Raw genomic sequence first — 23,332 nt, forward strand, 5'->3', positions numbered from 1 at the left:
CGGTTCGTAGAATCCAGACATACTTGCCGCCTTAACCGACCGAGAAGCCTTATGCCCCGGCGCTTATTCAAACGTTACATGCCCGATCCGACGAGCATCAGGGAACACAAATCCTTACGCTTTCTCGGCAAGTTGCTGCATGACCCGAACCTCTGGCACCTCAATCGCCACTCGGTCGCCCGGGCGATGGCGGTGGGTCTGTTCGCGGCTTTTCTGCCGATTCCGGCGCAAATGCTGGTGGCGGCAGCGCTGGCCATCACCGTGCGCGGCAACATGCCGATTGCGGTGAGCCTGGTGTGGCTGACCAATCCGATTACCATGCCGGCGGTATTTTTCTGCACCTATCAGGCCGGGGCGTGGCTGATGGACGTCCCCGCGCGGCACCTGCCGGACGAGTTGACGTGGGAATGGATCAGCGGTGAACTGTCGACCTTGTGGCAACCGTTTCTGCTGGGCTCGGTAGTGTGCGGGCTGGTACTCGGCGCCCTCGCCTACTTTGCGGTGATGCTGTATTGGCGCTGGTGGGTGGCGCGGCAGTGGGCGCGGCGCAAGAAAAACCGAATGTCGTGAATGCAAAACGGCCTCCGCAATGGAGGCCGTTTTTTTGTGCTGTCAGTGTTCGTGCGGTATGGCGTCAAGTACGCATCCCGCGCCCACTCACCAGCAACCGTGCGCAACCGAAGTACAGCACCACCGTTGCCACCAGCATGAAGGTGATCGCAATCCCGATGCGAATATCCGACACGCCCAGAATGCCGTAACGGAAGGCATTGACCATGTGCAGCACCGGGTTGGCCAGCGACACGGTCTGCCAGAACGGTGGCAGCAATGTGATCGAGTAAAACACCCCTCCCAGGTAGGTCAGCGGTGTCAGTACAAACGTCGGGATGATCGAAATGTCATCGAAGTTGCGCGCAAACACAGCGTTGATGAAGCCCAGCAGCGAGAAGATCGTCGCCGTCAGCACGACCACCAGAATGGTCACGCCCAGGTGATGCACCTGCAAATGGGTGAAGAACAGCGACAGAATCGTCACGATCACACCAACCATCAAACCACGCAGCACGCCGCCACAGGTGTAGCCGATCAGAATCGTGTGCGGCGAGACCGGCGAGACCATCAGCTCCTCGATCGAGCGCTGGAACTTGCTGCCAAAGAAGCTTGAGACCACGTTGCCGTACGAGTTGGTGATCACCGACATCATGATCAGCCCCGGCACGATGTACTCCATGTAGGTGAAGCCACCCATGTCGCCGATCTGCCGGCCGATCAGGTTGCCGAAGATCACGAAGTACAAAACCATGGTGATCGCCGGCGGCAGCAAGGTTTGCGGCCATATCCGCGTGAAGCGTTTGACCTCGCGGTAAATGATGGTGTTCAGCGCGACAAGGTTGGGACGGAATTCGGAACTCATACCGCCACCTTCGACAGATTTTTCTCCACCAGAGACACGAACAGCTCCTCGAGGCGATTGGTTTTGTTGCGCAGGCTCAACACTTCAATGTTCTGCTGCGCCAACTGGGTAAACAACGCCGTGATGCCCATGGATTTGTCGACCTGGACTTCCAGGGTATGGCTGTCGATCAAGCGGGCGGGGTAGCCGATCAATTGCGGCGCGGCGTTCAAGTCGTTCTTCAAGTCCAGCAGGAAGGTCTCCACGTGCAACTGGCCCAGCAGCTGTTTCATGCTGGTGTTCTCGACAATGGTGCCGTGGTCGATGATGCCGATGTTGCGGCACAGTTGCTCGGCCTCTTCCAGATAGTGCGTGGTGAGGATGATGGTGATGCCTTTCTGGTTCAGTTCGGTGAGGAACGTCCACATCGAACGGCGCAGCTCGATGTCGACGCCTGCGGTCGGTTCGTCGAGGATCAGCAGACGCGGCTCGTGCACCAGTGCACGGGCGATCATCAGACGGCGCTTCATGCCGCCGGACAGCGAACGCGACGGTACATCGCGCTTGTCCCACAGGCCGAGCTGCGTCAGATACTGCTCGGCGCGTTCCTTGGCGATCTTCGCCGGAATGCCGTAGTAACCGGCCTGGGTCACGACGATGTCGAAGGTCTTTTCAAACTGGTTGAAGTTGAATTCCTGGGGCACCACGCCGATCGAGCGCTTGAGCGCTGCCGGGTTCTTGTCCAGGTCATTGCCAAAGATATTCACCGTACCGCTGGTCTTGTTCACCAGGGTCGAGAGAATGCCGATGGTTGTGGATTTGCCGGCACCGTTAGGGCCGAGCAAGGCGAAAAAATCACCTTCGGCGACGTCCAGATCGATACCACTCAAGGCCTGGAACCCGTTGCCGTAGGTTTTGGTTAGCTGCCGGATGGACAGAGCGGAACTCATATCTGATTTACGCACCATGAAGGGATAAAAGGAGACGGCGGCGATGGATCGAACCGCAGCGCAAGTGCGCAATGGTGCTTGCCGCCGCCGCACAAGTACAGTCAAGTGTGTCGATAGTTATTATCAAGTCAACGCGGTCATGACTGCTTTTTGATACGCCGCACGCAGCTTCAGCCGCTCGTACCAGGCCTGCAAGTGCGGTTGCGGGGCGCGCTCGATGGGCATCTCGAACCAGGCATAAATGAAACTGCCGAGGGGAATGTCGCCCATGCCGATTTCACTGCCGGACAAGTACGGCTGACCGGCCAAAGCCTGGTCGGCCATGCTCAGCAACTCGTTGCACTCTTTGATTGCAGCGTTGATCGCCGGCCAGTCCTGCTTGTCGGCGGGGGTGCGCAGAACGCCCCAGAACACCGTGCGAAAAGGCCCGGCAAAACTCGAAGTGGTCCAGTCCATCCACTTATCGGCAATGGCCCGTGCTTGCGGATCCGCCGGATACCACGCCGTGCTCGACGCATGTCTGGCCAGCAGATAACGAACGATGGCGTTGGACTCCCACAGAACGAAACCATCATCTTCGATCACCGGCACCCGCCCGTTCGGGTTCATCGCCCGGTACTCGGGTGTGTCGACCACACCGAACGCACCACCGGCATCGATCGCTTCGTAAGCCAGGCCAAGTTCTTCGGCGGCCCACAATGGCTTCCTGACATTCGATGAGTTTTTACGTCCCCAGATCTTCAGCATGACCGCCTCTTTTCAAATGAAGTGGCCAAGCAGCATACGCCGGATCAGCGGCCGCTGACATCACTGCGCACGTCACCGCGTACATCACCGGACAGCGGCGTCTGCTGATCGTTGAACAGGTGCGGATAGCATTTTTGCAGGTGCTCGAAGAAGAAGGTTTCCGGTACATCGGCGAACTGGCCGTGATCGACCAGATACTCCATCAGTTGCGCACCCTCGCTGTTGTACGGGTGGAAAACACTGTCGTGAATGCCGTCGAATTCCAGCGGCGCAACGTTGAACATCTCGCAGAGTTTCTGATTGAACGCCGGCGTCGCCTTCACCCAGCGCCCGTCGAGAAACAGCTCGGTGTAGCCGTGCATGGCGAACACTTCGCTTCTCAGCAGCTCCAGCAGACGCGGCGTCGACAGATGGTTTTTCACATCCGCCAGACCGATGCGCGCCGGGATCGCGCAGTGCCGCGCACAACCGGCCAGCAGCGTGGCCTTGGGCACGCAATAACTCTCCCCTGCGGCCAGCGCGTAGCTGCCGCGCAAGGTCTGCGGATCGCGGCTGAAGGTGTACATGTTGTAACGCACAGCCTCGCGCACGGCGTAATACAGATTGATCGCCTGCGTGCGCGGGTCGCGGCTGGCACCTCGGTGTTTCTCGGCGAACTCCACCACTGCCGGGTGGTCACTATCGATGAAGCGGCCGGGGCTCAGATACTCGTGCATGACGACAGTTCTCCTGGTTGAGTCCCGAGTCTAACGACAGCTCCAGCACAGAGATAACGACGTTTCGGCCAAACTTGGACGCAAAGACGCGGGATCGGCGAACGATTTCCCACGCGTGTTGCCCACCGAACCTACGAAAACCATCCGGGGTTTCCCACGATTTCAATCACCAAGTTCTGACCGCCCGGTTTTGCAGATGCCGTCTAAGCTCTGGAGGGTCGATTGGCCTTGGTTCACGGAGGACTGAATATGCTGTTGTTGTGGATACTGGTTTTGTTCATTGGCGTGGCGTATCTCGCCCACCGGCGGATCGCGCCGCTGCCCGCGCTGGGCATCGTTGCCGTTTACCTGCTGGCGATGGGGATCCTCAGTCACGCGCCAGGCTGGCTTTTGCTGATTTTCTGGGTGGTGCTGGCGGTTGTGGCCGCACCGTTGCTGTTGCCTGACCTGCGCCGCAAACACTTCACCGCGCCGCTGTTCAACTGGTTCCAGAAAACCCTGCCACCGATGTCGCAGACCGAACGCGACGCGATCGATGCCGGCACGGTCTGGTGGGATGGCGAGCTGTTCAGCGGCCGCCCGGACTGGGACAAGCTGCTGTCCTATCCCAAGGTGCAACTGAGCGAAGAGGAACAGGCTTTTATCGACGGTCCGACCGAAGAACTCTGCGCGATGGTCACTGACTGGCAGATCGGCCAGTCGATGGATTTGCCGCCTGAGGCCTGGACGCACATCAAGGAACACGGCTTCTTCGCCCTGATCATTCCGAAAGAGTTTGGCGGCAAAGGCTTCTCGGCCTACGCCCACTCGCAAGTGGCGATGAAACTCGCCACCCGCAGCGGCGACCTAGCTTCCACCGTCATGGTGCCCAACTCGCTGGGCCCGGCCGAACTGCTGCTGCATTACGGCACCGACGAACAACGCAATCACTATCTGCCACGCCTGGCCCGTGGCGACGATATTCCGTGCTTCGCCCTCACCGGCCCGCTCGCTGGTTCCGATGCCGGTGCGATGCCCGACACCGGGATCATCTGCAAAGGTCAATGGGAGGGCCAGGAAGTGCTTGGCCTGCGCCTGAACTGGGAAAAACGCTACATCACCCTCGGCCCGGTGGCGACGCTGCTTGGCCTCGCGTTCAAGGCTTATGACCCGGATCACCTACTGGGCGAAAAAGAAGACCTGGGTATCAGCCTGGCGCTGATCCCGACCGATACCGCCGGCGTTGAAATCGGTCGCCGGCATCTGCCCCTGGGGGCGGCGTTCATGAACGGCCCGAACTCCGGCAAGGACGTATTCATCCCGCTGGACTTCCTCATCGGCGGTCAGGAAATGCTCGGCAAAGGCTGGATGATGCTCATGAATTGCCTGTCGGTCGGGCGGTCGATTTCGCTGCCGGCCGTTGGCACGGGTGCAGCCAAGTTCACCAGTCTGGTCACCGGGCAGTACGCGCAGATTCGCGAACAGTTCAACGTACCGTTGTCGGCATTCGAAGGGATTCAGGAAGCCATGGCGCGCATCGGCGGCAACGCCTGGATGATGGACGCCGCGCGCATGCTGACCGCCAACGCAGTGGATCTGGGCGAAAAACCGTCGGTGTTGTCGGCGATCCTCAAGTACCACCTCACCGAACGCGGTCGCGAGTGCATCAGCCACGCCATGGACGTTCATGGCGGCAAGGCGATCATCATGGGCCCGAACAACTACCTGGGGCGCAGCTGGAACGGAGCGCCGATCTTCATCACCGTGGAAGGCGCGAACATTCTCTCGCGCAACCTGATGATCTTCGGTCAGGGCGCGATTCGTTGCCATCCGTTCGTGCTCAAGGAAATGGCCCTGGCCGGTCGCGAGGACAAAGACCAGGCACTCAAAGAGTTCGACGGTCTGCTGCTCAAGCACATCGGTTTTGCCGTCAGCAATGCCGCCAGCACACTGGTGCTGAACCTAGGGTTTGGCCACTTCGAACATGCGCCGGGGGACAAAATCAGCCAGGGCTACTTCCGTGCACTCAATCGTCAGGCAGCGGCGTTCGCCATGCTCGCCGACTTCAGCATGATGTTGCTGGGTGGCGAGCTGAAACGCCGCGAACGCCTGTCGGCCCGCCTGGGGGACGTCTTGAGCAATCTGTATCTGGCGTCTGCGGCGCTCAAGCGTTATCACGACCTCGATTCGCCGGCGTACATGGAACCCTTGTTCCGCTGGGCGATGGAGGAAAGCCTGGGGCAGTCGGAACGCGCACTGGACGAACTGCTGAGCAACTTCCCGAACAAGGTGTTCGGTTGCCTGCTGCGAGTCATCGTGTTCCCGTTCGGCCGTCGACACAAAGGCCCGTCGGACAAACTCGGCGCAGAAGTGGCCGGTATAATTGGCCGGGCCAAAGGTGATCCGGCGCTGGAGGAACTGCTCGCCGGCTGCTACCGCCCACAATCGGCAGACGATGCAGTCGGCGCATTGCAGCACGCCTGCGATCAATTGAACGCCGCGCAACCACTGCATAAGAAACTGCATACCTCGCTGAAAAGCGGCCAGGTCAAACCGGTCGCCGGCGAGCACGCCATCGACGCGGCGCTGGAGGCCGGCGTGTTGCAACCCGGGGAAGCGCAGAGCCTGCGCGATGCCGAAGCGGCGCGGCGCAAAGTGATTGATGTCGATGATTTCGACAAGGAAGAGCTGAAACAGGCGGAAGGTAAAGTCCGCTGAGTGCGACAGCCACAGAGCTGTTATTTGTGAAAAACGGGCGCGAGGGCTTTATACTCCTGCGCCCGTTTTGCTCTTGAGGACTTATCTCGTGTCCAATGTCGTTGCCGATCATCTGGTTTTGCTCGACCACCTGCGCAGTATCCTGGTCGCCGTAGGTGAGGCCGATCAGGTTCCCGAAGAAAGCCATGCCTTGTTCCTGGAGCGCTTTGACGAACTGCTGGCGTCGCTGCCGATCGAACCCATCGAAAGCCAATACCTGGGCCAGGACATCCTGACTCAAGTGATTACCCGCTATCCGCAAATTGCTCACCTGATCCCGCGGGATCTGCTGTGGTTCTTCGCTGGCGACTGCCTGCATTACCTGTCTGATGAAGAAATCGACATGTATCAGGCGCTGGAAGAACGCCGCTACGAAGCCGAACAGAACGATGAGCCGTTCGACTGGAATCAGGAAAAACAACTGCTGGCGATGTCCGCTCAGGACAGCAAGCACTGATTTTCAAGCGCTCATGAAAAGGCCCGCATGGTTGTCCATGCGGGCCTTTTTTATTGGCGCGGTTAAAGCAGCCCTTCGCTCTCGGGCAATTCATAGGCCATCGCGGCGTTGCTCGCCTCGACTGACTTTCCCGGTTTGCTCAGGGTCGGCTCTTTCTCCAGGCACTCCACCAGATAATCGATAAACACCCGCAACTTCGGCGGCAGGTAGCGCGTTGGCGAATGCAGCAGCCAAAGCCCGCCGTGGTAGGACGCGAGGAATGTCCAGTCCGGTAACACCTGCACCACCAATTTCTGCTCCAGAGCATACCGCGCGGTGAAATACGGCAGGCTGCCGATACCGATGTGCTGCAACACCGCGCCCAGGCGCACGCCGGTATGGTTGGCGGCATATCGACCTCGCACGCCGACCGTCACCGCTTTGCTGCCTTTCTTGAATTTCCAGCGCGCATCGCTCGGGGTTTCGCCCAGATAAATACAGCCGTGATTGAGCAAATCATGTGGATGCGCCGGCGTGCCGTGTTCGGCCAGGTATTGCGGGGTGGCACAGAGCAGATGATCGATGGTCAGCAATTGCCGACCGACCAGTCCGGCAGGCGGCCGCTCGGTGATGCGAATCGCCAGATCGACGTGATCGTCGATCAGATCGACTTGTCGATCTTCCAGCAGCAGCTCGACATCGACTTTGGGATAACGGCGCAAAAATTCCGGCATATGCGGATGAATCACAAAGCGCCCCACCGCTTTCGGCACGCTGACCCGCACCAGGCCTTCCGCTTCATGGGTGAACTGGCCGCTGATTTCCATCACTGACTTGGCGGCGCTGACCATTTCCTGACAGCGCTTGAACACCTCCTCGCCACCATCGCTCAGGCGCAATTTGCGCGTGGTGCGCTGCAACAATCGCGTGGCCAGCGCTTTTTCCAGACGGGAAATGCTGCGACTGACCGCCGAGGGTGAAGAGCCCAATTGACGCGCGGCTTCGGAGAAGCTGCCGGTCTCGACGACCTTGACGAAGATTGCCATTTCACCGAGCAGCGGCAGCGGGAGATTGATGCTCACAGCGCACAAGTCCTTTGATGTTTGAACGGATTATCACGTTATTGCACGATTCATATAATAAAAACAGAAACTTTAATAAGGGCATGGAATATGACGCTTCGCCTCTTTTTCCATAGTGATGACCTCAAGGCTAATGTGGAAGTCCTCGACTGCACGCCCCAAGAGCACGAGTTTGCCGTGGTGCTGCGCGCCACGCTGTTTCATCCACAAGGTGGCGGCCAGCCCTGCGATACCGGCTGGATCGGCGAAAGTCAGGTGCTGCGCGTCGTGCAGGAACCCGAACGGATCGTTCATTTCGTCGACCGCCCGGTGCCACTCGGCATGACCTGTATTCGCGTCGACGAACAACGTCGTTGCTTCAACACCCGCATGCATTCAGCCGGCCACCTGATCGGGCACTTCGTGCAAGCCATGGGCTGGACGCCGATCAAGGCGCACCACTGGCCCGACGAGGGTCGTGTGCAATTCAAGCCGGGGGATGCCGCGCAGGAAATCGACGCTGACACGGTTCAACACGGCATCAACCAGTGGATCGAGCACGATCTGCCACGTCTTACCTCGTTGCGCGAAGGCGCGCGGGAAATCGGTTTCGGTGAACTCCCGGCCTATGGCTGTGGTGGCACCCATGTACGCAGCCTGAAGGATCTGGGCACAGTCATGATCGCGTCCCTTTCGCAGAAGAAGGGCACGTTGTCCGTCCACTACAGCGTGGATTGAGCATTTCGGACGCTGCCTCGCGCGGCGTCCGGCGCCGGGGAACCGCACTCGCAGGTTCCGTTGACTATCGATAGATGGACCTAAATAACATGATGCTAGACGTCGAGCGTCTCGATGAGACGTGCATAAAAAAACTGGCCAACGAAGAAGTCCTCGCCCTCCGCGTCAGAGGCTTTTTGCCCGAACCGCTGGCGATCCAGATTGGCGACAAGATTCTCGCTCCAGGCTTTGAGGGCTACATCAACGCGCCCAGTATCGGGCGTATCGGCATGGCGTTTTACGAGGCGGAGAACCAGCCGTTGCTGATCGAGGATTATTTCGAACGCGCCACCAGCAACATTGCCGAATTGCGCAATCGCTGTGCGCCCTACTCCTCGCCGATCGACACCTTGCGCTGCATGCTCGATGAATCCTGGCCGGCCGGTGCACACCTGGAAAACCTCTACGGCCGCAAAATGTACGTCGGCCTGTCACGCGTGGTGAAACCGGGGGTGTGCTTCCTCGCCCATCACGACATTTTCGCCAAGGACGCGCCAGACAGTTTTCAGGCGCGCAGCCTGGAGGCGCAGTTCGCCTGCAACGTGTACCTGAACATGCCGACCGAGGGCGGCGCGTTGCAGATGTGGGACGACGATATTTCCCCGGATCAGTTCGACGAGATGCGTGGCGACAGCTATGGCATCGACCCGGCGTTGCTTGGCCCGCCAACCCTCGAAGTACGGCCGCAACCTGGCGATTTCATCATGTTCAATTCGCGCTGCATGCATTCGGTGACCCCGGGTGTGGCGGATCCGCGCTTGAGCCTTTCGTTCTTTGTCGGCTATCGCGGCAATGCTTCACCCCTGACTTTCTGGAGCTGAGATGTATTCGAATTACCTGGGCGAATTTCTGGCGCTGGCCACCATCCATTTTCTCGCCGTCGTCGCTCCCGGCCCGGACTTCGCCGTGACCATTCGCCAGAGCGTGCGCTTTGGCCGATGGGTGGGAATCTGCACGGCGCTGGGCATTGGCGCGGGGATTTCCGTGCACGTTCTCTACACGTTGCTCGGCGTCGGCGCATTGATGCACACCACGCCGTGGCTGCTGACAGTAGCCAAAGTGGTCGGCGGCGCCTACATCCTTTACCTCGGGGTCTGCCTGATTCGCAGCAAACCGAAGTCGACACTTGAAGGCGAAAAAACCGTCGACGAACCACTGGTCGAGCAAACCCTGTTCAAAGCGTTCAGTACCGGTTTTCTGACCAATGCCACCAACCCGAAAGCGACGCTGTTTTTCCTGGCGATTTTCACCACAATCATCAGCGCCAACACACCGCTGCACATTCAGGCGCTGTACGGCGTGTGGATGTGCGCCGTGAACGCACTGTGGTTCGTGATCGTTGCGCTGTTTTTCTCCAGCAACAAAGTGCGCCTGTTGTTCATGCGCATGGGGCACTGGTTCGAACGCAGCATGGGTGTGATCCTGATTCTGTTCGCCGGCCGCTTGATGTTGTCGATGTAACCCGCATAAAAAAGTCCCGGCATACCCTGCCGGGACTTTTCATTTGTGCGCCTCTTTTGCGTTTCTGTGCGACAGATCAAGTTTCAAGACTCCCTTGGCACTCCCTCGGGGTGTTAGTTTGCAAAACGTTTCTGACACATCCGACAGAAACTTCTTATCAACTGCCTGCCAAGGAATGCCTCCGTAATGGACTTCTCCCTCAAGCAACTGGCCGCCGCTACCCTGATGCTGGCCAGCCTCGCGTCGTTTACCACAGCCGCTCAAGCGAACATCACGCCACAACAGAGCGCGGTCATCCTGAAATCCTTCGACGACAAAAGCGTCACGGATTTTCGCGAGTTTCTGGGCAGCCTAGCCAAGAGCGACATCGCCAAAAGCGATAATCTCGGCCCGGCCATCAGCGCTTTTCTCGACAACAAAACCCTGACTGCCGAACAGCAGAACGAAATCCATCGCCTGCTGGGCCTCTACACCCGCGTCAAGTACGGCAAAGCCGCACTGGAAACCCTGCGCGAACTGGTCGAAATTCCGACGTTCCGCAAAGAGGGCGTCGCCCAGCACGACAATCCGGAATTCATCAAGATTGCCGACAAGATCAAAAGCCTTGCCGAATCTTTCAATCTGAACTTCCGCAACGTCGATAACCGCGTCTACGAAATCTCCCTCGAAGGCAAAGGCGATGAAGTCGTAGGCATTCACGCCCACGCCGACGTGGTGCCGGTAACGCCGGAAAACTGGGTGCTCAAGGACGGCACCAAACTCGACCCATTCAAAGTCACCCTGATCGGCGACCGCATGTACGGTCGCGGCACCGAGGACGACAAGAACGGCATCGTCGTCGCGATGTATGCGATGAAAGTGATCAAGGAGGAAAAACTGCCGCTGGCACGTAACTTCAAGCTGCTGGTCGATACCACCGAAGAAACCACTGGCGACGCAATTCCTTACTACTTCGAACACAACCCGACGCCGGCCTACAACATGGCGCTGGATGGTGGTTACCCGGTTGTGATTGCCGAAAAAGGCTACGGCACCGTCATGGCCAACTTCGCCAAGCGCAAAGGTGAAGGCAAAGGTGCGGAAATCACTGCGATGACCGGCGGCCTGGCGACCAACCAGATTCCGTCGGTGTCTGTTGTCACGCTGGTGACCGACAAGCCTGCCGAACTGGCAGCCAGCCTGCAAAAGGCCGGCACGGCATACGCCAAAGCCAATGGTGGCGACTTCCAGGTTTCGGCGAAGGTTGACGGCAAGGACGTCAAACTGAGCGTCACTGGCGTTTCCGCGCATTCTTCCGAGCCGGAGTCCGGCGTTAACCCGGTGGCGCGCATGTTGGTGTTTATCAACAGTCTGGATGGCAAAGTCGCCCTCAAACACAACCAATTCACCGACGCAGCCCGCTACGCCGCCGACAACTGGGGCCTGGATTACCAAGGCAAGAAACTCGGCGTAGGCTTCAGCGACGCCTTCATGGGCCCGCTGACCACTTCGCTGACTTACGTTGGCGAGGACGACAAAGCCTTTAAACTGGCCGTCAACCTGCGCGTGCCTAAGGGCAAGTCGCCGGAGAAGCTCAAGGCTGAAATCGCCGACAAGCTTAGCGCCTGGACCAAGAAGACCCACGTCGCTGTAGCCTTCGACTATTCGATCGCCGAACCGATGTACCGCAATCCGGAAGGTGAGTGGGTCAAGGCACTGCTGGCGGTATCCACGGAAAACCTCGGCATGAAACACGAGTTCGGCACCTCTGCCGGTGCGACCTCGGTGCATGAACTGCCGAATGGCGTGCAATTTGGTCTGGCACGACCTGAAGTCAAATACACCGGGCATACCGATGGCGAGTTCAAGACCGTTGATCAGTTCATGCTGGATCTGCAGATCGTCACTGAAATGATGGGCCGTATCGGGCAGTTGCCGAAGCTCTGACAACTCGATGGGCCGCCCAACAGCGGTCCATCATTGTTCAGGCAGAAAGAAGGACCTCCTCGGAGGTCCTTTTTTCATCGACGAATCACGCACAAACAAAAACGCCGATCATCACTGATCGGCGTTTTTGTGAATTTGGAGCGGGAAACGAGACTCGAACTCGCGACCCCGACCTTGGCAAGGTCGTGCTCTACCAACTGAGCTATTCCCGCAATGGCGTCCCCTAGGGGACTCGAACCCCTGTTACCGCCGTGAAAGGGCGGTGTCCTAGGCCACTAGACGAAGGGGACAGGCTACAACTTTCACTAATAAAAACGCCGCTCACTGAGCGGCGTTTTCGAATTTGGAGCGGGAAACGAGACTCGAACTCGCGACCCCGACCTTGGCAAGGTCGTGCTCTACCAACTGAGCTATTCCCGCAAATGGCGTCCCCTAGGGGACTCGAACCCCTGTTACCGCCGTGAAAGGGCGGTGTCCTAGGCCACTAGACGAAGGGGACACGCTACCCGGAACACATGGTGTGTGTTTCGGTGTCCAGATCCGCATCCGAAGACTGGGTTCTGGTTTCACTCAGCCCCGCCCGAAAGCAGTGCTGTTTAAAATTGGAGCGGGAAACGAGACTCGAACTCGCGACCCCGACCTTGGCAAGGTCGTGCTCTACCAACTGAGCTATTCCCGCATTGGCGTCCCCTAGGGGACTCGAACCCCTGTTACCGCCGTGAAAGGGCGGTGTCCTAGGCCACTAGACGAAGGGGACACACTACAACATTCACTCCCTGCCGCGTTTCGCTGTGTGCTTTACGCTGCAAGTGGCGCGCATTCTATGGATGGATTGAGAGGTCGTCAACCCCCAGATATAAATTTATTTAAATCAATGACTTCGACCTGCTTTACGCAGCCATTCGGGCATTTCCGTCGTCCAGCGATTGACGCCTATATTCCGCCACTCGCCAAGACGTTATAGTCCACCGCACAGTGATGGCAATCTGCACATCAAGCGCCAGCATTCATATAAGCAGCACGCGGCCGATACAGATTGACCAGCCGATCCAACTCGTCGAGCGGCGCTAGGCGCCTAAATGCCCAGCCACTAAACTCGCATGCGAACCCTATAAAGAGGTCTTACCGGTGACACCACTCATGATCACCCTGCTCGTCGTAGCCGGGATCGCAATCCTGATCGCCATTGGCTACATGAACCATGTGGTGGAAAACAACAAACTGGAGAAGGCCCGCACCAAAGTAGAACTCAACGACCGCCTGCGCCGCTGCGGCGAACTGACCGAAACCTTCCCCGGCCAGTTCATGACCCCGGCCCTCAAACTGTTGCTGACCCGCCTGGAACTGAACGTCTGTCAGCGCCTGCTGAATCTGGAAAAAACCAGCGCGACGACCAAGGCACGCATCACTGAACTCAGCGCACTGGTCGCCCAGGGCGAATCGATCCCGGTCAACAACCCGCCGGCCCCGATCCTGACCGAAGCCAAAGCCAAAGACGTCCGCTTCCTGCTCGAAGCCCTCCACGGCCAGATCACCCGCGCCGCCCACGACGGCTTCCTGCCACCGAACGAAGCCAAACACTGGATCCGCGAAGTCCGCCATATCCTGGTCCTGCTGCACATCGAATTCTTCAACAACCTCGGCCAGCAATCCCTCCAGCAAAACCAGCCCGGCCAGGCCCGCCTCGCCTTCGAACGCGGCGTGCAATACCTGCGCAAACAGCAAGACCCGCAGGTCTACGCCGAACAACTGCAATACCTGGAAAAACTCCTCGCCCGCGCCAACGCCCAGGTCATGGACAAAATCGCCCCGGTCGAAGGCGAAGAAAACCAGCTTACTGCCGGCCTCAAAGATGTTGAGGCGGATGCGGACTGGAAGAAAAAAGTCATCTACGACTGATTGCAGATGCTGAAGAAAAGCCACCGAAAGGTGGCTTTTTTGTGGGGCAAAAATTTTCGCACAGCCCAGCAGAGAGCCGCAGCCCCAACCGGCCTCTTCGGGAGCAAGCCCCCTCCCACAGTTTGAGCAGGCTCACCAGCCAGAGACTGGTCGGCTGCCAAGCCGCCATCGCACACGCGAAAATGACTACACCCCAAACGCGGCGAATGCCGCCCCACTCACCACAATGAGCGTTAGCTCGAGTACCGCTCTTGATCTTGATCNNCCGAAGCAACGGATATTCACACCAACCACCCAAAACATGGTCGGCCCAAAGGCCGCCAAGTCAAAAGCGTCAAAGCCGAAAATGCCCAACCATCCCGCGCAACTCACTCCCCAACTGCGCCAGCTCAATACTCGAAGCCGCATTCCCGCGCATCGCAATCGACGACTGATCCGCACTCGCGCGAATACTCGTCACACTGCGATTAATCTCCTCGGCCACCGAACTCTGCTCCTCGGCCGCCGCCGCAATCTGCTGATTCATCTGCTGAATCAACGAAACCGCCGCCGCAATACTCCCCAGCGCACTCTCGGTCTGCAAAGCATCACTCACCGCCAGCTTCACCAACTCGCCGCTGCTCTGAATCTGCTGCACTGACGAATGCGCCGCCGACCGCAACGCACTGACCAGCCGCTCGATCTCCTCAGTCGACTGCTGCGTACGCCGGGCCAACGCACGAACCTCATCGGCCACCACCGCAAAGCCCCTGCCCTGCTCCCCCGCCCGCGCCGCCTCGATCGCCGCATTCAGCGCCAGCAGATTGGTCTGCTCGGCCACACTCTTGATCACTTCAAGCACCGTACCAATGTTCTGGATTTCAGCACTGAGACTTTCAATGCTCGAACTCGCCGACGTCGCCGAATCCGCCAGTTGCCCGATCCGCGCCATGCTCTGACGCACCACCTGCTGGCCACTCTCGACCTTGCCATCGGCAGTCTGCGCTGCCAGCGCTGCCTCCTCGGCATTGCGCGCGACGTCGTGAACCGTGGCGGTCATCTGGTTCATGGCCGTGGCCACCTGCTCGGTTTCCTCTTTCTGACTGCTGACCTCGAGGTTGGTCTGCTCGGTGACCGCCGACAGCGATTGCGCCGAACTCGCCAGCTGCTCGATCCCCGCCTGCAAGCCGCTGACAATCTGGCTCAGCCCGGCACCCATCTGCTGCATCGCTAGCATCAATTGACCGATTTCATCGCGCCGCGTCACGTCCACCGTCGCACTCAAATCACCGGCGGCAATCTGCTGCGCCACCTGAATCACACTGCGCAGGGGCGCGACGATCAGGCGAGTGATCAGCCAAGCGGCGATCAACCCGACCAACAAGGCCAGGGCCGATGAGCCAATGATCAACACCGAGTTCTTTTTCAGCTCTGCCTGCATGGCGCTGTCTTCAGCGGCATAGGCCTGATCCACCCGCTCCACCACCTGCGCGGCACGCTGGTGCAGTTGTTCGTAGACGGTTTTTTCCTGGGCCAGCAACCCGGTGTACTCGGCAAGTTTGTCATTGAAACCGGCAATGTGCCCCGACACTTCGTTGAGCACCGTCAGATAGCCTTCGTCCTTGACCGTGGATTTCAGCGCCTCGGCCTGAGTCTGTGCCTGCGCGGCCTGCTCGATGTTGCCCTTGCCGGCGCTCTCGGCATCGCCCTTGCGACTCTGGTCAAGACGAATCCGCGCCTCGTTCATGGCTTGCAGCATCAACCGCGAAACCTGGCTGACCTGACCGGCCTGTTCAATGAACTGCGCACCGTCCTTGCCCTCGGTGTCTTTCAGCGTATACGCGCCATCATCGGCCAGCCCGGCCTGCAGCACATCGAGGTTGTTGGCGACGCTGGAGACCGACCAACTGGCCATTTCCAGTGCCAGATCCTTGGCCTGCGTCAGCGACACGAACTCATCGAACGCCTTGCGATAGGCGTCCAGCGACTGCTCGACATCGGTCATCACCGGCACATTGGCCGGTGACTGAGCCTTGAGTTCGTTGGCCTGGGCGATCAGCCCATCGACCCCTTCGCGCAGGGCATCCGCGGTTTTCGGGTTACCGCGCAAGGCATATTCCTGTTCCAGCAGGCGCACTTTGAGCAATCCGCTGTTGAGCGACGACATCTGCTTGAGGCCGTCGAAGCGCTGACTGATGGTCTGCAGGGACCAGACGCCAATGGCCGCGACCAGCGCCGTCAACAGCAGCACCAGCACAAACCCGATACCCAGTTTTTTCGCCATACCGAGGTTGGCAAAACGTCCTTGCACGGCCGAAATCATTGCGCGTAGTCCCCTGCCAAAGTCTGTTGACGAAGATTCGCAACGGCCACTAACCAGCACAAGTCTCTGGCGTCGGAATAATGGCAAAAAGCTACGTTCGCGTCGCTTTCAGAACACTCAAGGTCGATCCACACCGGTATTGCGGAAAAACTGCCGCGCCCGTGGATCACAGGCGTAGGCCACGTTGATTCGGTGCCACTCGGTGTTTTCACCGCTGGGGCTGAAGGCATTCGCCGCCGACAGCAACACGCCGCTGCGCTGAGCATGCAAGTGCAGGCGGCTGCGCTCGGTGATCGCCGAACGGGCCCAGATGAACAGGCCGCCCAGCGGTTTGCCGAACACCTCCCAATCGGCATCTTCGAGAATCTGCAACGCGGCGGTTCGATCGGTACTCAAGCGCTGACGCTGGCGCTGCACCAGTTTTCGATACGCACCGCTGGCAATCAGGCTGGCGAGTACCGCTTCACTGAACCGGGACGCGCCCATGCTGCTGATCATCTTGACCCGAGCCATTTGCGCGATCAGCTCGCGATCGGCGACGACGAAGCCGACCCGCAACGAACTGCTCAGGGTTTTCGAAAAACTGCCAACGTAGATCACCCGCTCATCGAGTGCCGTCAGCCGCGCACCGTTGCTGTGGTGCAGATCGGCGTAAACGTCGTCTTCAATCAGCCGCACCGCGTGGCGCCTGCAGACCTGCAAAAGCTGCTGCGCGACCACAGGGGTCAGACACGTACCCGTCGGGTTGTGATGGTGGCTGTTGATGAACAGGGCAACCGGCTGGAACTGCATCAGCAAACTTTCAAGCACCGCAATGTCCGGCCCCGTCGGCGTGCGGGGCACTTCGAGCATGTGCACGCCATGCAGGCGCAACAGATCGAACAACGGTGGGTAACCCGGGGTTTCTACCAGCACGTAATCGCCGGCCTTCAATAGTGTGCGCACGATCAGGTCCAGTGCATGACTGGCTCCGGCCGTGGTAAGTACCTGTTCGTCGACGGACTCGATATCGAACAGCTTGAGGCGTTTGACGATCAGCTCACGCAGTGCCGGCAGGCCCCGCGCGCAGCTGTAATTGAACAGACTGGCCATGTCGGTTCGCGCCACTTCCCGAATGGCGTAGCTGAGATCATCGGACTCACGCCAACTCTCCGGCAACCCGCCGCTGCCAAGCTTCAACCCGCCGGGCGAGCCGCACGCTTGACTCCAGACCAGGCCACTGTCGAACTGGGGTTCACTACGACCGACGGCGGGTGAAAGGGGCGCCGCGACCATGAACCCGGCACCCTGTCGGGTGCTAAGAACACCCTGCGCCACCAACCGCTCACAGGCCTCGATGACACACGACTGACTAAGCAGATTGGTCCGCGCTATTTGTCGCACAGAGGGCAACCGCGTGGTCGGCGCCACACCACTTCGCAGGATCCAGTCGATAATTCCGTCAACAATCTGCTGTACGACCGGCACCATTGCCTGTCGGTCAATTCTCAATTCCATGAGCACGCAAACTCCTGTCCGTTTTGCTGGCGGCAGTAAATCACAGCCACAGCCCACTGGCTGTGCGACAACACCGTCAAAAACATCGGTTCTAACGCTTTGAAACACATTGTTTAGGATATACACGGAACTCAACGTAATGCATAAAAAACCCGCACGATGGCGGGTTGTTTTTCTGCGCTGCTTTGACTTAGAACGCGGTAACACCGCCGTCCACCGCCAGTGAATGGCCGGTGGTAAACGCTGCACCGTCACTGCACAGATAAAGCACGGCACTGGCGATTTCTTCGACCTTGCCGATGCGTCCGACCGGGTGCATCGCGTTGGCAAACTCGCCTTTCTTCGGGTCTGCCTCGTAGGCGCGACGAAACATGTCAGTATCGATTACGGCCGGGCAGACCGCGTTGACGCGGATTTTCTTCTTGGCGTATTCGATGGCCGCCGACTTGGTCAGGCCGATCACCGCATGTTTTGACGCAGCATAAATGCTCATCTTCGGTGCCGCACCTAGTCCTGCCACCGACGCCGTGTTGACGATGGCGCCACCGCCCTGAGCCAACAGCAACGGCAATTGATACTTCATGCACAACCAGACACCTTTGACGTTGACGCCCATGATCGCGTCGAATTCCTCCATGGTGCCTTCCGGCAGTTTGCCTTTCTCTATCTCGATGCCAGCGTTGTTGAAGGCGTAGTCGAGGCGGCCGTAGGTATTGATCACCTCGTCCATCAGATTTTTCACTTCACTCTCGACGGTTACGTTGCAACGCACGAAGGTCGCTTCGCCACCGGCTGTACGAATCAGCGCAACCGTCCCCTCGCCTCCGGCCGTATCAAGGTCGGCGACCACCACTTTCAGGCCTTCGGCGGCGAATGCCTGGGCGGTTGCCCGGCCGATACCATTGGCGGCGCCCGTCACTACGACAACCTGGCCGGAAAACGTCATGCTCATTGTTATGCCCTCGAACGGATGGATGCGCGGATTTGCCTGTCTGCAGCATAGCCACAGCGGCCCGTGCGGCGTCAGCACTATCAAAAGGCCGCTTACCCTTCCATGGATCGCAGTGATAAAACCGCAGGGGCAACTATCACTGCACTGGATCAACCTGCATTCGCCGCATCAGCCAACCTTGCGACTTGGCCGATGAAGGTCTATCAACAAGGCTTCATTCAGCTTGAGTGCCTGTCATGACTACCCAGACCAATCGCCAGTTCCTGCTCGCCAAACGCCCGGTGGGCGCCGCCACCCGCGAGACGTTCACCTATCAGGAAGTACCGCTCGGCGAGCCTGCAACGGGACAGATTCTGGTCAAGAACGAATACTTGTCCCTCGACCCGGCCATGCGTGGCTGGATGAATGAGGGCAAGTCCTACATCCCGCCGGTCGCTATCGGTGAGGTCATGCGCGCGTTGGGCGTAGGCAAAGTCGTCGCGTCGAATAATCCGGGGTTTGCCGTCGGCGACTACGTCAACGGCGCCCTTGGCGTGCAGGATTATTTCCTCGGCGAGCCAAGAGGTTTCTACAAGGTCGATCCGAAACTGGCACCGCTGCCGGTTTACCTGTCCGCATTGGGCATGACCGGCATGACCGCCTACTTCGCCCTGCTCGACGTCGGTGCTCCGAAGGCCGGCGATACCGTGGTGTTGTCTGGCGCAGCAGGCGCGGTGGGCAGCATTGCCGGGCAGATTGCCAAGATCAAAGGCTGTCGCGTGGTCGGCATCGCCGGCGGCGCCGACAAATGCAAATTCCTTATCGATGAACTGGGCTTCGACGGCGCCATCGACTACAAGAGCGAAGACGTGGCCGCCGGGCTAAAACGTGAATGCCCGAAAGGCGTGGACGTGTATTTCGACAATGTCGGCGGCGACATCCTCGACGCCGTGCTCAGCCGTATCAACCTGAAAGCGCGCGTGGTGATCTGCGGCGCCATCAGCCAGTACAACAACAAGGAAGCGGTGAAAGGCCCGGCCAACTATCTGTCGCTGCTCGTCAACCGTGCGCGGATGGAAGGCTTTGTGGTGATGGACTATGCCGCGCAATATGCGAGTGCCGCGCAGGAAATGGCTGGCTGGATGGCCAATGGGCAACTCAAGAGCAAGGAAGACATCGTCGAAGGTCTGGAGACCTTTCCGGAAACCCTGAGCAAACTGTTCAGCGGCGAGAATTTCGGCAAATTGGTGTTGAAGGTCTGAAAACAAAGAAGGGAGCCATCGGGCTCCCTTCTTTGATGCTTCAGCTGTTCGCTCAGGCCAGTTCGGCAACTACCGAGGCCAGGGCCTTGGCCGGATCCGCCGCCTGGCTGATCGGACGGCCGATCACCAGATAGTCGGAACCGGCATCCAGCGCCTGACGCGGGGTCAGAATGCGACGCTGGTCGTCCTGGGCGCTGCCCGCCGGGCGGATACCCGGGGTCACCAGTTGCAGCGACGGATGCGCGGTTTTCAGTGCCGTGGCTTCCAGCGCCGAGCACACCAGACCGTCCATCCCGGCCTTCTCGGCCAGCGCGGCCAGACGCAGCACTTGCTCTTGTGGCTCGATGTCCAGCCCGATACCCGCCAGATCCTCACGCTCCATGCTGGTCAACACGGTCACGCCGATCAGCAGCGGCTGCGGCCCGCTGCGTTTGTCCAGCTCTTCACGGCAAGCCGCCATCATGCGCAGACCGCCGGAGCAGTGAACGTTGACCATCCACACACCCATTTCAGCGGCGGCTTTCACGGCCATCGCGGTGGTGTTGGGAATGTCGTGGAATTTCAGGTCGAGGAATACTTCAAAACCTTTGTCACGCAGGGTGCCGACGATTTCCGCGGCGCAACTGGTGAACAGTTCCTTGCCCACTTTGACCCGGCACAGTTTCGGGTCCAACTGGTCGGCCAGCTTCAGTGCGGCGTCACGGGTGGGGAAATCCAAGGCGACGATGATAGGAGTCTGGCAGGCGGACATGGGTGGGCTCTCAGGCAAGTCGAAATCGGCGCGCATTGTAGCGGAACCGGCGGCGGCGCGGCACCCGATGATCGGTAAATCGTCGCGCCAGCCGTGATCAGCATAGCGCCCGCTGCTATTGTGTCGAACCCGATACACAACCGACATGTCGCCAACAAGCACCCGCGCTAGCCTCGCCAGCCGCAACACGTCCTTACATCAGCACTTCCCGCCTCACGGCCGGACGCCTATGCTGAAACCACAACCTCGCAGCCCATCTTTGTGGTTGGCGGCCTACTGGCAGATGAACAGCCCCATGCACAACACCCAAACGACCGTGACGGATGAGCCAAAAGACGACAAGCGCTGGAGCATTCGCGCCCTGATCGTCGACGACGACGTGCCGATCCGTGAGCTGATGATCGACTACCTCGCGCGTTTCAACATTCACGCCAGTGGCGTAACCGACGGTGCAGCGATGCGTCAGGCGATGCAGGGCGAGCATTTCGACGTGGTCGTGCTCGACCTGATGTTACCCGGTGAAGACGGCTTGTCGCTGTGCCGCTGGCTACGCGCCGAGTCGGATATCCCGATCCTGATGCTCACCGCACGCTGCGAACCGACCGACCGCATCATCGGCCTGGAACTCGGCGCCGATGACTACATGGCCAAACCGTTCGAACCGCGCGAACTGGTGGCACGGATTCAGACCATCCTGCGCCGGGTACGCGACGACCGCACCGAACAGCGGGCGAACATTCGCTTTGACAACTGGCGCCTGAACAGCGTCCTGCGCCAGTTGATCGCCGACGACGGCCTCGTCGTGCCGCTGTCCAACGCAGAATTCCGTCTGCTTTGGGTGTTCATCGAACGCCCGCGCCGGGTACTCAGCCGCGAGCAATTGCTCGACGCCGCCCGTGGCCGCTCGATCGAAGCGTTCGACCGCAGCATCGATCTGCTGGTCTCGCGCCTGCGGCAGAAACTCGGCGACGATCCGAAAGCCCCACAGCTGATCAAAACCGTGCGCGGTGAGGGCTATCTGTTCGACGCGCGGGACATCGGCTGATGCGGGTGCGCTTCGACACGCTGTTCGGCCGCCTGTTTGGCGTGCTGTTTGTGGCGATTGTCCTGGCGCACCTGTTGGCTTTTGCCTGGTTCCACCATTACGGCCCACCACCGCCGCCACCCCCACCGGAAGCTTCGCAAGACGCCGAGGGGCAGCGACCTCCCCTCGATCCGCGTTATCCGCCACGCCCGCCGCGTCCTTGGTTTGGCGGGCCGATCGTGCCGCTGACCTTTCAATTTGTCTCGTTGATGATCGCCGCCTGGTACGGCGCCAAACTGCTCAGCCGACCGATCCAGCGCCTGAGCGACGCCGCCGAACGCCTCAGTGAAAACCTCGACAGCCCGCCTCTCGATGAGTCCGGCCCCCGGGAGGCCAGGCAAGCCGCGCACACCTTCAACCTGATGCAGCAACGCATCCGCGAACAGGTGCAGCAACGTGCACGTATGCTTGGCGCCGTGTCCCACGACCTGCGCACCCCGCTGTCGCGGCTGAAACTGCGTCTGGAAAACATCAGCGACGAAAAGCTGCAAGGCCAAATGCGTCAGGACTTGAACGACATGATCGGCATGCTCGACGCCACGCTCACTTACCTGCACGAACAGCGCACCAGTGAGGCGCTGCAATTGATGGACGTGCAGGCGCTGGTCGAATCACTGTGTGAAAACGCTCAGGACCAGGGCGCCGATGTCCAGGTCAGCGGCCACTGCGCACCCCTGCCGGTGCAGCCGATGGCGCTGCGTTCGTGTATCAACAACCTGCTGGACAACGCCCTGCGTTATGCCGGACAGGCACACATTGAATTGGCGGATCAACGCGAGCAACTGCTGATCCGCGTGATCGACCACGGCCCGGGCATTGCCGAAGACAAACGCGAAGCGGTGTTTGAGCCGTTTTATCGTCTGGAAGGTTCACGCAACCGCAACTCCGGCGGTGTCGGCCTGGGCATGACCATCGCCCGCGAAGCGGCACAACGGCTGGGCGGCGAACTGAAACTCGAAGAAACGCCGGGCGGTGGCCTCACCGCTGTCATCCGCCTGCCCCGCGCCTGAGAGCGGCCCTTCTGTCTGTGTACCACCCGGTACAAACTCCACATACCCACGACAACTTGCCCCTTGAGGCTGCACAAGCCGGTACACCCACCGGTTTTCCATCCAAGGAGTGAGCCCGATGATCGGTAGCGTCAGCAACTACACGAGCTATACCAGCACCAGCAGCACCACCACGCAAAATGCCCGCAGCCAGCAACTGCAAAAAGAACTGTTCGCCAAGCTCGACAGCAATGGCGACGGCGCGGTGGATCAGGACGAACTGAAAAGCGCCCTGTCACAAAAGTCCGATGATGGCCTGCTGGTCAGCCTGAGCAAGCAATTCGGTGATCTGGACAGCGACGACAGCGGCAGCCTCAGCGCCGAAGAAATGACCGCCATGCCCCCGCCGCCGCC

21 protein-coding genes, 6 tRNA genes and 1 pseudogene are annotated in these 23,332 nt (G+C 59.5%); 12 read left to right on the forward strand and 16 right to left on the reverse strand.

All coding sequences use genetic code 11. From position 1 onward, the window contains the following. Positions 1-51: 51 nt before the first annotated feature. Positions 52-570, forward strand: a complete 519-nt coding sequence (locus F2P67_RS13690) for a DUF2062 domain-containing protein (RefSeq protein WP_166220987.1) — start codon at positions 52-54, stop codon at positions 568-570. Positions 571-634: 64 nt separating this feature from the next. Here F2P67_RS13690 and F2P67_RS13695 read toward each other — a convergent pair whose 3' ends face one another. The 4 genes from F2P67_RS13695 to F2P67_RS13710 all read right to left on the reverse strand — a co-directional run bounded on the left by F2P67_RS13695 (position 635) and on the right by F2P67_RS13710 (position 3,806). Next, positions 635-1,414 (reverse strand): ABC transporter permease, encoded by a 780-nt coding sequence (locus tag F2P67_RS13695; RefSeq protein WP_166220988.1) that lies wholly within the window; start codon positions 1,412-1,414, stop codon positions 635-637. Beyond that, a complete protein-coding gene (locus F2P67_RS13700) occupies positions 1,411-2,343 on the reverse strand; it encodes an ABC transporter ATP-binding protein (RefSeq protein ID WP_166220989.1) in 933 nt (310 codons plus the stop codon). The genes F2P67_RS13695 and F2P67_RS13700 overlap by 4 nt, the downstream gene beginning before the upstream one ends. Positions 2,344-2,466: 123 nt before the next feature. Next, complete coding sequence (locus F2P67_RS13705; protein ID WP_166220990.1) at positions 2,467-3,090, reverse strand: glutathione S-transferase family protein; 624 nt, start codon at positions 3,088-3,090, stop codon at positions 2,467-2,469. Positions 3,091-3,134: 44 nt separating this feature from the next. After that, positions 3,135-3,806, reverse strand: a complete 672-nt coding sequence (locus F2P67_RS13710; protein WP_166220991.1) for a transglutaminase-like domain-containing protein — start codon at positions 3,804-3,806, stop codon at positions 3,135-3,137. A 249-nt stretch (positions 3,807-4,055) separates the two neighbouring features. Here F2P67_RS13710 and F2P67_RS13715 point away from each other — a divergent pair, with 249 nt between their 5' ends. Together F2P67_RS13715 and F2P67_RS13720 are read left to right on the forward strand one after the other, a co-directional pair. Next, entirely contained in the window at positions 4,056-6,503 is a 2,448-nt protein-coding gene (locus F2P67_RS13715) for an acyl-CoA dehydrogenase (protein WP_166220992.1), read from the forward strand. Between the two features lie 88 nt (positions 6,504-6,591). Then, entirely contained in the window at positions 6,592-6,999 is a 408-nt protein-coding gene (locus F2P67_RS13720; protein WP_007950758.1) for a PA2817 family protein, read from the forward strand. A 62-nt stretch (positions 7,000-7,061) separates the two neighbouring features. On the opposite strand, the gene F2P67_RS13725 is transcribed toward F2P67_RS13720, so the two are convergent. After that, entirely contained in the window at positions 7,062-8,060 is a 999-nt protein-coding gene (locus F2P67_RS13725; RefSeq protein ID WP_166220993.1) for a LysR substrate-binding domain-containing protein, read from the reverse strand. Positions 8,061-8,150: 90 nt separating this feature from the next. Here F2P67_RS13725 and F2P67_RS13730 point away from each other — a divergent pair, with 90 nt between their 5' ends. From F2P67_RS13730 to F2P67_RS13745, 4 genes are all read left to right on the forward strand, one after another. Further along, positions 8,151-8,777, forward strand: coding sequence for an alanyl-tRNA editing protein (locus tag F2P67_RS13730; RefSeq protein WP_166220994.1), 627 nt, complete (start codon positions 8,151-8,153; stop codon positions 8,775-8,777). Between the two features lie 89 nt (positions 8,778-8,866). Further along, positions 8,867-9,637, forward strand: coding sequence for a 2OG-Fe(II) oxygenase (locus tag F2P67_RS13735; protein WP_166220995.1), 771 nt, complete (start codon positions 8,867-8,869; stop codon positions 9,635-9,637). A 1-nt stretch (position 9,638) separates the two neighbouring features. After that, the gene (locus F2P67_RS13740) at positions 9,639-10,277 is read left to right on the forward strand and encodes a LysE family translocator (RefSeq protein WP_166220996.1); all 639 of its coding nucleotides are present in this window, start codon (positions 9,639-9,641) and stop codon (positions 10,275-10,277) included. Between the two features lie 186 nt (positions 10,278-10,463). Next, positions 10,464-12,203 carry a dipeptidase gene (locus F2P67_RS13745; RefSeq protein ID WP_166220997.1) on the forward strand — a complete coding sequence of 580 codons (1,740 nt, stop codon included), beginning with the start codon at positions 10,464-10,466 and terminating at the stop codon, positions 12,201-12,203. A gap of 136 nt (positions 12,204-12,339) precedes the next feature. Here the strand turns inward: F2P67_RS13745 and F2P67_RS13750 are convergent. From F2P67_RS13750 to F2P67_RS13775, 6 genes are all read right to left on the reverse strand, one after another. Beyond that, a tRNA-Gly gene (locus F2P67_RS13750) sits at positions 12,340-12,415 on the reverse strand. Positions 12,416-12,417: 2 nt separating this feature from the next. Then, a tRNA-Glu gene (locus F2P67_RS13755) sits at positions 12,418-12,493 on the reverse strand. A gap of 54 nt (positions 12,494-12,547) precedes the next feature. Next, positions 12,548-12,623, reverse strand: a tRNA-Gly gene (locus tag F2P67_RS13760). Positions 12,624-12,626: 3 nt separating this feature from the next. After that, positions 12,627-12,702: transfer RNA gene (locus F2P67_RS13765), tRNA-Glu, on the reverse strand. A gap of 104 nt (positions 12,703-12,806) precedes the next feature. Then, positions 12,807-12,882: transfer RNA gene (locus F2P67_RS13770), tRNA-Gly, on the reverse strand. Between the two features lie 2 nt (positions 12,883-12,884). Further along, positions 12,885-12,960, reverse strand: a tRNA-Glu gene (locus tag F2P67_RS13775). 383 nt (positions 12,961-13,343) lie between these two features. Between F2P67_RS13775 and F2P67_RS13780 the strand changes: the two genes are divergently transcribed. Beyond that, the gene (locus F2P67_RS13780; protein ID WP_178120929.1) at positions 13,344-14,102 is read left to right on the forward strand and encodes a hypothetical protein; all 759 of its coding nucleotides are present in this window, start codon (positions 13,344-13,346) and stop codon (positions 14,100-14,102) included. A 334-nt stretch (positions 14,103-14,436) separates the two neighbouring features. Here the strand turns inward: F2P67_RS13780 and F2P67_RS28100 are convergent, their stop codons facing one another. The 4 genes and pseudogenes from F2P67_RS28100 to F2P67_RS13795 form a co-directional block, all read right to left on the reverse strand. Continuing rightward, positions 14,437-15,318, reverse strand: coding sequence for a methyl-accepting chemotaxis protein (locus tag F2P67_RS28100; RefSeq protein WP_425511024.1), 882 nt, complete (start codon positions 15,316-15,318; stop codon positions 14,437-14,439). Beyond that, positions 15,295-16,404, reverse strand: a pseudogene (locus tag F2P67_RS28105) (HAMP domain-containing protein); the annotation flags it as partial. The gene F2P67_RS28100 and the pseudogene F2P67_RS28105, both read right to left, overlap by 24 nt. Before the next feature lie 117 nt (positions 16,405-16,521). Next, a complete protein-coding gene (locus tag F2P67_RS13790; RefSeq protein WP_166221000.1) occupies positions 16,522-17,901 on the reverse strand; it encodes an aminotransferase-like domain-containing protein in 1,380 nt (459 codons plus the stop codon). 190 nt (positions 17,902-18,091) lie between these two features. Then, a complete protein-coding gene (locus F2P67_RS13795) occupies positions 18,092-18,853 on the reverse strand; it encodes an SDR family oxidoreductase (protein ID WP_166221001.1) in 762 nt (253 codons plus the stop codon). Between the two features lie 236 nt (positions 18,854-19,089). Between F2P67_RS13795 and F2P67_RS13800 the strand changes: the two genes are divergently transcribed. Continuing rightward, positions 19,090-20,094: an NADP-dependent oxidoreductase gene (locus tag F2P67_RS13800; RefSeq protein ID WP_166221002.1), complete on the forward strand. Its 1,005-nt coding sequence runs from the start codon at positions 19,090-19,092 to the stop codon at positions 20,092-20,094. A 52-nt stretch (positions 20,095-20,146) separates the two neighbouring features. On the opposite strand, the gene pyrF is transcribed toward F2P67_RS13800, so the two are convergent. Beyond that, a complete protein-coding gene (gene pyrF / locus F2P67_RS13805) occupies positions 20,147-20,845 on the reverse strand; it encodes an orotidine-5'-phosphate decarboxylase (protein WP_007960372.1) in 699 nt (232 codons plus the stop codon). 295 nt (positions 20,846-21,140) lie between these two features. On the opposite strand from pyrF, the gene F2P67_RS13810 reads away from it, so the two are divergent. From F2P67_RS13810 to xopAW, 3 genes are all read left to right on the forward strand, one after another. Further along, a complete protein-coding gene (locus F2P67_RS13810; RefSeq protein WP_484573262.1) occupies positions 21,141-21,890 on the forward strand; it encodes a response regulator in 750 nt (249 codons plus the stop codon). Then, positions 21,890-22,939 (forward strand): sensor histidine kinase, encoded by a 1,050-nt coding sequence (locus tag F2P67_RS13815; RefSeq protein WP_166221004.1) that lies wholly within the window; start codon positions 21,890-21,892, stop codon positions 22,937-22,939. Before F2P67_RS13810 ends, F2P67_RS13815 begins: the two co-directional genes overlap by 1 nt. A gap of 118 nt (positions 22,940-23,057) precedes the next feature. Further along, positions 23,058-23,332: EF-hand domain-containing protein (gene xopAW / locus F2P67_RS13820; protein WP_166221005.1), on the forward strand; the 275-nt coding region annotated here is incomplete at its 3' end.

The sequence above is a fragment of the Pseudomonas atagonensis genome (assembly GCF_011369485.1).
GTDB lineage: Bacteria > Pseudomonadota > Gammaproteobacteria > Pseudomonadales > Pseudomonadaceae > Aquipseudomonas > Aquipseudomonas atagonensis.

What these genes read in the sequence shown, in the direction of transcription:
- F2P67_RS13740 (WP_166220996.1), top strand. Translation starts at nt 9,639, where the DNA reads ATGTATTCGAATTACCTGGGCGAATTTCTGGCGCTGGCCACCATCCAT.
- F2P67_RS13710 (WP_166220991.1), bottom strand. Translation starts at nt 3,806, where the DNA reads ATGCACGAGTATCTGAGCCCCGGCCGCTTCATCGATAGTGACCACCCG.
- F2P67_RS28100 (WP_425511024.1), bottom strand. Translation starts at nt 15,318, where the DNA reads ATGCTAGCGATGCAGCAGATGGGTGCCGGGCTGAGCCAGATTGTCAGC.
- F2P67_RS13730 (WP_166220994.1), top strand. Translation starts at nt 8,151, where the DNA reads ATGACGCTTCGCCTCTTTTTCCATAGTGATGACCTCAAGGCTAATGTG.
- F2P67_RS13705 (WP_166220990.1), bottom strand. Translation starts at nt 3,090, where the DNA reads ATGCTGAAGATCTGGGGACGTAAAAACTCATCGAATGTCAGGAAGCCA.
- F2P67_RS13780 (WP_178120929.1), top strand. Translation starts at nt 13,344, where the DNA reads ATGATCACCCTGCTCGTCGTAGCCGGGATCGCAATCCTGATCGCCATT.
- F2P67_RS13810 (WP_484573262.1), top strand. Translation starts at nt 21,141, where the DNA reads ATGCACAACACCCAAACGACCGTGACGGATGAGCCAAAAGACGACAAG.
- F2P67_RS13790 (WP_166221000.1), bottom strand. Translation starts at nt 17,901, where the DNA reads ATGGAATTGAGAATTGACCGACAGGCAATGGTGCCGGTCGTACAGCAG.
- F2P67_RS13735 (WP_166220995.1), top strand. Translation starts at nt 8,867, where the DNA reads ATGATGCTAGACGTCGAGCGTCTCGATGAGACGTGCATAAAAAAACTG.
- F2P67_RS13815 (WP_166221004.1), top strand. Translation starts at nt 21,890, where the DNA reads ATGCGGGTGCGCTTCGACACGCTGTTCGGCCGCCTGTTTGGCGTGCTG.
- pyrF (WP_007960372.1), bottom strand. Translation starts at nt 20,845, where the DNA reads ATGTCCGCCTGCCAGACTCCTATCATCGTCGCCTTGGATTTCCCCACC.
- F2P67_RS13800 (WP_166221002.1), top strand. Translation starts at nt 19,090, where the DNA reads ATGACTACCCAGACCAATCGCCAGTTCCTGCTCGCCAAACGCCCGGTG.
- F2P67_RS13715 (WP_166220992.1), top strand. Translation starts at nt 4,056, where the DNA reads ATGCTGTTGTTGTGGATACTGGTTTTGTTCATTGGCGTGGCGTATCTC.
- F2P67_RS13690 (WP_166220987.1), top strand. Translation starts at nt 52, where the DNA reads ATGCCCCGGCGCTTATTCAAACGTTACATGCCCGATCCGACGAGCATC.
- F2P67_RS13745 (WP_166220997.1), top strand. Translation starts at nt 10,464, where the DNA reads ATGGACTTCTCCCTCAAGCAACTGGCCGCCGCTACCCTGATGCTGGCC.
- F2P67_RS13695 (WP_166220988.1), bottom strand. Translation starts at nt 1,414, where the DNA reads ATGAGTTCCGAATTCCGTCCCAACCTTGTCGCGCTGAACACCATCATT.
- F2P67_RS13795 (WP_166221001.1), bottom strand. Translation starts at nt 18,853, where the DNA reads ATGAGCATGACGTTTTCCGGCCAGGTTGTCGTAGTGACGGGCGCCGCC.
- F2P67_RS13700 (WP_166220989.1), bottom strand. Translation starts at nt 2,343, where the DNA reads ATGAGTTCCGCTCTGTCCATCCGGCAGCTAACCAAAACCTACGGCAAC.